1 protein-coding gene is annotated in these 1,450 nt (G+C 69.4%); it reads left to right on the top strand.

Features of this window, described 5'->3' with window-relative positions:
* Positions 1–1,450, top strand: a 1,450-nt coding sequence (locus tag IE212_RS34400; protein ID WP_190201922.1) for a non-ribosomal peptide synthetase, incomplete at both ends; no start/stop codon positions are given.

The raw sequence follows: 1,450 nt of genomic DNA on the forward strand, positions 1-1,450 counted from the left end.
GCGGTGGCGGCTGATCCGGGTCGGCGTGTCGGGGAGTTGGAGATTCTCGACGGCGCCGAGCGTGAGCGGGTGCTGGTGGGGTGGAACGACACGGCGCGTGTGGTGGCGTCGGCGACGTTGCCTGAGTTGTTCGAGGCGCAGGTGGCGCGGACGCCGGATGCCGTTGCTGTGACGGTCGAGGACGTCACCTTGTCCTACGCGGAGTTGAATGCGCGGGCGAATCGGTTGGCGCACGCGCTGATCGAGCAGGGGGCGGGCCCGGAGCGGGTGGTGGCGGTCGCTCTGCCGCGTTCTGCCGAGCTGGTCGTGGCGTTGGTTGCGGTGTTGAAGACGGGTGCGGCTTATCTGCCGGTGGATGTGGAGTATCCGGCGGAGCGGGTCCGGTTGATGCTGGATGACGTCCGTCCGGTGTGTGTGGTGGACGATGTTGCTCAGGTGCGGGATGTGGGTGAGTGGCCGGAGACGGAGCCGGTCGTGTCGTTGGTGCCGTCGCATCCGGCGTATGTGATCTACACGTCTGGTTCGACGGGGCGTCCCAAGGGTGTGGTGGTGCCGCACGCGGGGATCGTGAACCGGCTGTTGTGGATGCAGGCGGAGTACGGGCTGGAGCCTGGTGAGGGTGTTCTGCAGAAGACTCCGTTCGGGTTCGACGTGTCGGTGTGGGAGTTCTTCTGGCCGTTGATCACCGGTGCGCGGTTGGTGGTGGCGCGTCCGGAGGGGCACAGGGATCCGGCTTATCTGGCGTCGGTCATTCGTGAGCAGGCGGTCACGACGGTGCATTTCGTGCCGTCGATGCTGCGGGCCTTCCTGGACGAGCCGGCCGCGGCCGACTGCACCGGCCTGCGCAGGGTGTTGTGCAGCGGAGAGGCGCTGCCCGCGGATCTGGCGCGGCGGGCGCAGACGGTGCTGGGGCCGGTTCTGCACAACCTGTATGGGCCCACGGAGGCGTCGGTGGATGTCACCTCCTGGGTATGCGGGGACAGCTCGGAGAGTGCGGTGCCGATCGGCCGACCGGTGTGGAACACACAGGTCTACGTGCTGGACGCGGGGCTGCGGCCGGTGCCGCCGGGTGTCACCGGGGAGCTGTATCTGGCCGGTGACCAGCTCGCGCGGGGCTATCTGGACCGGCCGGGTCTGACCGCGGAGCGGTTCCTGGCCAATCCGTTCGGTGGCCCGGGCTCCCGTATGTATCGCACGGGTGATCTGGCCCGGTGGCGTGCGGATGGGGCGTTGGAGTTCGTCGGGCGGGTGGACGACCAGGTCAAGCTGCGCGGGTTCCGTATCGAGCTGGGTGAGGTCGAAGCGGTGCTGGCCGGGCACGACGACGTCGCCCATGCCGTCGCCGTGGTGCGGGAGGACCGTCCCGGCGACCAGCGGCTGGTGGCCTACGTGGTGGCCGCGCCGGGAGCGGTGCCGGATCCGGCCGGGCTGCGGGCGTATGCCGCTCGTG

The organism is Streptomyces djakartensis (assembly GCF_014651075.1).
GTDB lineage: Bacteria > Actinomycetota > Actinomycetes > Streptomycetales > Streptomycetaceae > Streptomyces > Streptomyces djakartensis.